The sequence below is a fragment of the Thauera sp. genome, from assembly GCF_035444905.1.
GTDB lineage: Bacteria > Pseudomonadota > Gammaproteobacteria > Burkholderiales > Rhodocyclaceae > Thauera.
On the sequence record NZ_DAOMPS010000001.1, the window covers coordinates 261911 to 268309 of the forward strand.

Sequence of the window (6399 nt, forward strand, 5' to 3'; positions counted from 1 at the left end):
CGAACAGCCCAAGACGGGAATACCCGCGCCGGCCGGGTGTGCCACGGGTGGCACCCCGGCCGGCCGGGCTTACAGGCCGAGGACCTGGGCCGTGTAGCGCGCGATCATGCGCTCTTCGTTGGTCGGCACCACGGCAACCGCGACGCGGCTCGCCGGCGTGTCGATGCGGCGCGCATGGGCGTCGTTGGCGGCCGCGTCGATCGCGACGCCGAGCCAGGCCGACAGCGCAGCCACCTGCGCGCGCACCGGCGCGGCGTGCTCGCCGATGCCGCCGGTGAACACCAGCGCGTCCAGCCCGCCCGCGGCCGCGGCCAGCGAGCCGAGCTCGCGCGCGATGCGGTAGCAGAACAGGTCGACGGCTTCCTTCGCCTCTGGCGCGTCCGAGGCGAGCAGGGTGCGCATGTCCTGGCTGATGCCCGATACGCCGAGCAGGCCCGACTCCTTGTAGAGCAGCCTGGAGAGCGCGCGCGCATCCATGCCCTTCTCTTCCATCAGGTAGAGCAGGACGCCGGGATCGAGGCTGCCGGTGCGGGTGCCCATCATCAGGCCCTCGACCGCGGTGAAGCCCATGGTCGAGGCCACGCTCTTGCCGTCGCGCAACGCGCACATCGAGGCGCCATTGCCCAGGTGGGCGATCACCACCGCCCCCTGTGCGCGCTCGCCGATGATCTCGGGCAGCTGGCGCGCGACGTAGTCGTAGGACAGGCCGTGGAAGCCGTAGCGCTTGATGCCGCCCTTGGTGAATCGGCGCGGCAGGGCGAAGGCCTGCGCGATCGCCGGCTGGGTGCGGTGGAAGGCGGTGTCGAAGCAGCCGACCTGCGGAATCCGCGGCATCAGTGCGGTGACGGCGTGAATGGCGCGCAGGTTGTGCGGTTGATGCAGCGGCGCCAGCGGCACGAAGTCCTCGAGCTCCTCGATGAGCTCGGCATTGAGCACCACCGGCGTGCTGTAACGTTCGCCGCCATGCACGATGCGGTGGCCGGCGGCGACGATGTCGAGCGCCGGGCTGTGCTCGCTGAGCAGCGCAAAGACGTGGTTGAGCGCGTCGCGGTGCTGCTCGCCCTGGCTGCCCTGGGTGGGCACGTGTTGCTGGATGCGCTGGCCCTCGGCCGTCTTGAGCGTGACCTCGGGCGAGGCACCGATGCCTTCGACCTGGCCGGACACCGCCGGCGCCGCGGCGACGTCGCCGTTGAGGGGGTAGAGGGCGAACTTCAGGCTGCTGGAGCCTGCATTGAGGACGAGGATGGCCTTCATCGCGCAAACGCCTCACGCTTCTTGTGCGCCATGAGCTGGACCACTGCGCACGAGGCGGCGCGGGTCTCGGCGGTGTCGGCACGGCTGGTCAGCACGATCGGCACGCGCGCGCCCAGCACCACGCCCGCCATCAGGGCGTTGGCCAGGTATTCCAGCTGCTTGGCGACCATGTTGCCGGATTCCAGATCGGGCACGACCAGGATGTCGGCATTGCCGGCGACCGCCGACTTGATGCCCTTGGTCTTGGCTGCGACCAGCGACACGGCGTTGTCGAAGGCGAGCGGGCCGTCGAGGAGCCCGCCCTTGATCTGGCCGCGGTCGGCCATCTTGCACAGCGCGGCGGCATCGATGGTGGAGCGGATCTTCGAGGTCACGGTCTCGACCGCCGACAGGATCGCCACCTTGGGCTCGGCCAGGCCGAGGATGTGGGCGAGCTCGATCGCGTTCTGGATGATGTCGACCTTATCTTCCAGCGTCGGCTCGATGATGATCGCCGCGTCGGTAATCATCAGCGGGTGCGGGTAGGTCGGCACGTCGGCCAGGAAGACATGGCTGATTCGGCGGCCGGTGCGCAGGTGCTTGATCACCTGGCTCATCATCTCGTCGGTGTGCAGCGAGCCCTTCATCAGCGCCTCGGCACCGCCGTCGCGGCACAGGGCGACGGCGACCTCGGCCGAGGCATGGCTGTGCTCGGTATCAACGATGCGGAAACCCTTGATGTCGATGCCGTGCTCTTCGGCGACCGCGCGGATCCTGCCTTCCGGGCCGACCAGGATCGGATCGACGAGGCCGGCCTTGGCCGCCTGCACCGGGCCGGACAGCGACTCCTTGTCGCACGGATGCGCCACCGCGATCGGGATCGGCGACAGGCCGGCCGACACCGACAGCAGGTGGCGGTAGCGCAGCTCACGGTCGTTGATCGTGACCGCCGGCAGCACCACGCGCTCGCGCTTGATCTTCTCGGTCGGCGCCATCACCTCGGCGACGCCGTCGATCACCTTCAGGCCGTCCTGGTTCAGCGCCAGGCAGTCGAACACGATGTGGTGGTTGTGCTCGAACTTCTCCTTGCAGGTGACCGTGATCGTCAGCGTGTCGCCGATCGTGATCGGGCGCCAGAAGTTGAGCCCCTGCGACACGTACACGGTGCCCGGGCCGGGGAACTCCGTGCCGAGGATGGTGGAGATCAGCGTGCTGCCCCACATGCTGTGGCCGACGACCTCGCGGAACTGGCTGGAGCGCGCATATTCGAGATCGACGTGTGTGGGGTTGACGTCGCCCGACATGGCTGCGAACAGATGGATGTCGTCCGGGCGCAGGGTGCGCACGAGGCTGGCGACATCGCCGACCTGGATTTCGTCGAAGGTTCGGTTCTGGATGAACGACTGAGCGGCAATTTCCATGACGGGTCTCTTGTAAGTATGCGTGTGCGATGCAGCAACGAATTCTAGACGCTGTCTACGCCGCCAATGAGACAAACTGCAATCAAATTGTGCAATGCGGCAATCAAACTGCGGATTTGTTCCCGAAGCTGTTCCATCGAGGCAACGACCATGCATTCGCTCACAGGTTGCACTGCAGGTCGCATGCTAAACTCCGCGCCAATTTGCCACCCGTGGAAGTCCTCATGGAAGTCGTCGTTCTCGCTGCCGGCCAGGGCAAGCGCATGCGTTCGGTCCTGCCCAAGGTCCTGCAGCCCATTGCCGGCAAGCCGATGCTCGCCCACGTGCTCGACACCGCCCGCACCCTCGATGCAAAACGCATCTGCGTGGTCTACGGCCATGGCGGTGAGGTCGTGCGCGAGCGCCTCGACGCGCCCGACCTGGCCTGGGCGCGGCAGCAGCCGCAACTGGGTACCGGTCATGCAGTGCAGCAATCGCTGCCGCACCTCAGCGACGGCGACATGGCGCTGGTGCTGTACGGCGATGTGCCGCTGATCGGCGTGCCCACGCTGCGTCGCCTGGTCGCCGCCGCCGGCAAGGAGCGCCTGGCGCTGCTCACCGTCGAGATGGACAACCCGACCGGCTACGGCCGCATCCTCCGCAACGGCGCAGGGGCCGTCACCCGCATCGTCGAGGAGAAGGACGCCACCGACGACGAGCGCCGCGTGCAGGAGGTCAACACCGGCATCCTGGTCGCCCCGGTGGCGAAGCTGCGCGACTGGCTCGGTCGCATCGGCAACGACAACGCCCAGGGCGAGTACTACCTGACCGACATCATCGGCCTGGCCGTGGCCGACGGCGTCGAGGTCGCCAGCGTGCAGCCCGACGCCTTCGCCGAGACGCTGGGCGTCAACAACAAGCTGCAGCTCGCCGAGCTCGAGCGCATCCACCAGGGCAGCATCGCCCGTCGCCTGATGGAAGAGGGCGTCACCCTGATCGACCCGGCACGCATCGACGTGCGCGGCACGCTCAGCGTCGGCCGCGACGTCGAGATCGACGTCAGTTGCGTGTTCGAAGGCGAGGTCGAGCTCGGCGACGGCGTGCGTATCGGCGCCCACTGCGTCGTCCGCAACGCCCGCATCGGCGCCGGCACCCGGCTCGAGCCCTTCAGCCACGTCGACAGCACCACCATGGGCCAGGCCTGCGTCATCGGTCCCTACGCCCGCACCCGTCCCGGCACCGTGCTTGGCAGCGACGTGCATCTGGGCAACTTCGTCGAGGTCAAGAACAGCGTCATCGCCGACCACTCCAAGGCCAACCACCTGGCCTACGTGGGCGACGCCGACGTCGGCAGCAAGGTCAACATCGGCGCCGGCACCATCACCTGCAACTACGACGGCGCCAACAAGCACCGCACCGTCATCGAGGACGAGGTCTTCATCGGCTCCGACACCCAGCTCGTCGCCCCGGTGCGCGTCGGCCGCGGTGCGACCCTGGGGGCCGGCACCACGCTGACCAAGGACGCGCCGCCCGACCAGCTCACGGTGACGCGGGTCAAGCAGATGAGCCTGGCGCACTGGAAGCGCCCGGTGAAGCAGCCGCGCTGAGCTGCAGGCAGGCCCCGACAACCAAGCAAGGAAACCCCGATCATGTGTGGCATCGTCACCGCAATCGCAACCCAGAACGTCGTCCCCGTGCTGCTCGAGGGCCTGCGCAAGCTCGAATACCGCGGCTACGACTCGGCCGGCCTCGCCGTGCTCTCAGGCGAGCTCACCCGCCTGCGCTCGGCCGGCCGTGTCGCCGAACTTGCCGCGCTCGCCGATGCGCGCCAGCTCTCCGCCCACGTCGGCATTGCCCACACGCGCTGGGCCACGCATGGCGTGCCCTCCGAGCGCAACGCCCACCCGCACATTTCCGCCGGCCTGGCGGTGGTGCACAACGGCATCATCGAGAACTTCGAGGCGATCAAGACCGAGCTGCAGGGCAAGGGCTACGTGTTCGAGTCCGAGACCGACACCGAGGCCATCGCCCACCTGCTGCACCACAAGCTGCAAGGCACGCCCGACCTGTTCGAGGCGGTGCGCCAGACCACCAATGAGCTGGTCGGCGCCTACGCCATCGGCGTCGTCGCCGAGGCCGACCCCTTCCGCATCATCGTTGCCCGCCGCGGCTCGCCGCTGCTGCTGGGCGTTGGCGAGGACGGCATGTATGCCGCCTCCGACACCGCTGCGCTGCTGCAGGTCACGCGCAAGATCGTCTATCTGGAAGACGGCGACCTCGCCGAACTGCGCCGCGACAGCTACCTCATCATCCGCCCCGACGGCACACCGGTCGAGCGCGAGGTGCATATCTCCAGCCTGTCGGCCGATGCGGTGGAACTGGGCAAGTTCCGCCACTACATGCAGAAGGAGATCTTCGAGCAGCCGCAGGCGCTGGCGCAGACGCTCGAGCTGATCGGCGGCGGCGCCGGCATCACCCCGCAGCACTTCGGTGCGCGTGCGGCCGAGGTCTTCGACGGCGTGCGCCGCGTGCTGATCCTGGCCTGCGGCACCAGCTACCACGCCGGCCTGGTCGCGCGCTACTGGATCGAGGCCATCGCCAAGCTGCCGGTCACCGTCGAGATCGCCAGCGAATACCGCTACCGCGAATCCGTGCCCGACCCTGACACCCTGGTCGTGGTCATCTCGCAATCGGGTGAAACCGCCGACACCCTGGCCGCGCTCAAGCACGCCAAGTCGCTCGGCATGGCGCGCACGCTGGCCATCTGCAACGTGCCCGAATCGGCCATCGTGCGCGAGACGGCGCTGCGTTTCATCACCCGCGCCGGCCCCGAGATCGGCGTCGCCTCCACCAAGGCCTTCACCACCCAGCTCGCCGCCTTCGCGCTGCTGACGCTGGCGCTGGCCAAGCTCAACGGCCGCCTCTCCGCCGAGGAGGAGGAGCGCCGCCTCGCCGCGCTGCGTCACCTGCCGGTGGCGGTGCAGAAGGTGCTCGAGCTCGAGCCCGAGATCGAGAAGTGGGCGCAGCGCTTCGCCAGCAAGGAGCACGCGCTGTTCCTCGGCCGCGGCAGCCACTGGCCGATCGCCATGGAAGGCGCGCTCAAGCTCAAGGAGATCTCCTACATCCACGCCGAAGCCTACGCCGCCGGCGAGCTCAAGCATGGCCCGCTGGCGCTGGTGGATAAGGACATGCCGGTGATCGCCGTGTCGCCCGCCGACGAGCTGCTGGAAAAGCTCAAGTCCAACCTGCAGGAAGTCCGCGCCCGCGGCGGCGAGCTGTACGTGTTCGCCGACGCCGGCAGCGAGATCCCCGAGTCCGAAGGCGTGCACATCCTGCACATGCCCGAGCACTACGGCATGTTGTCGCCGGTGCTGCACGTGATCCCGCTGCAGCTGCTGTCGTATCACGCGGCGCTGGTGAAGGGGACGGATGTGGATAAGCCGAGGAATCTGGCGAAGTCGGTCACTGTCGAGTAGGGATGCGGTTGTTCCCTGCAATTTTGTTCCTTGCCATTAAAGTCGAAAACGTGGCAATAAAGTCGAAAACTTGGCAATAAAGTTGAAAACGCCCGGGCATCTCGTCCGGGCGTTTTCGTTTGCGTGGATTTGTAGGTCTCTGACCACCGATTTGCGCATGGATCGCCGAGCGTGGAGCCTTCGGCTGTGTGCGACATCGGTGAGTGGCTGGTGATCGGCCTTATGTGGAGCTCCACATAATGAAGAGAGTCTTTTGCCTGGCGGACGCGGCGCACGGCGACCGGGCGGTG

General features: G+C 67.6%; 4 protein-coding genes. 2 read left to right on the forward strand and 2 right to left on the reverse strand.

Going from position 1 to position 6399, the window contains the following annotated elements; translation table 11 throughout:
- Positions 1-69: 69 nt before the first annotated feature.
- Positions 70-1254 carry an acetate/propionate family kinase gene (locus PLC66_RS01180; protein WP_324537065.1) on the reverse strand — a complete coding sequence of 395 codons (1185 nt, stop codon included), beginning with the start codon at positions 1252-1254 and terminating at the stop codon, positions 70-72.
- Positions 1251-2654, reverse strand: a complete 1404-nt coding sequence (locus PLC66_RS01185; protein WP_324537067.1) for a bifunctional enoyl-CoA hydratase/phosphate acetyltransferase — start codon at positions 2652-2654, stop codon at positions 1251-1253. Before PLC66_RS01185 ends, PLC66_RS01180 begins: the two co-directional genes overlap by 4 nt.
- 224 nt (positions 2655-2878) lie before the next feature.
- Here PLC66_RS01185 and glmU point away from each other — a divergent pair, with 224 nt between their 5' ends.
- Entirely contained in the window at positions 2879-4240 is a 1362-nt protein-coding gene (glmU, locus tag PLC66_RS01190) for a bifunctional UDP-N-acetylglucosamine diphosphorylase/glucosamine-1-phosphate N-acetyltransferase GlmU (RefSeq protein ID WP_324537069.1), read from the forward strand.
- Positions 4241-4282: 42 nt separating this feature from the next.
- Positions 4283-6109, forward strand: coding sequence for a glutamine--fructose-6-phosphate transaminase (isomerizing) (gene glmS / locus PLC66_RS01195; protein ID WP_324537071.1), 1827 nt, complete (start codon positions 4283-4285; stop codon positions 6107-6109).
- The last annotated feature ends 290 nt before the right edge of the window (positions 6110-6399 follow it).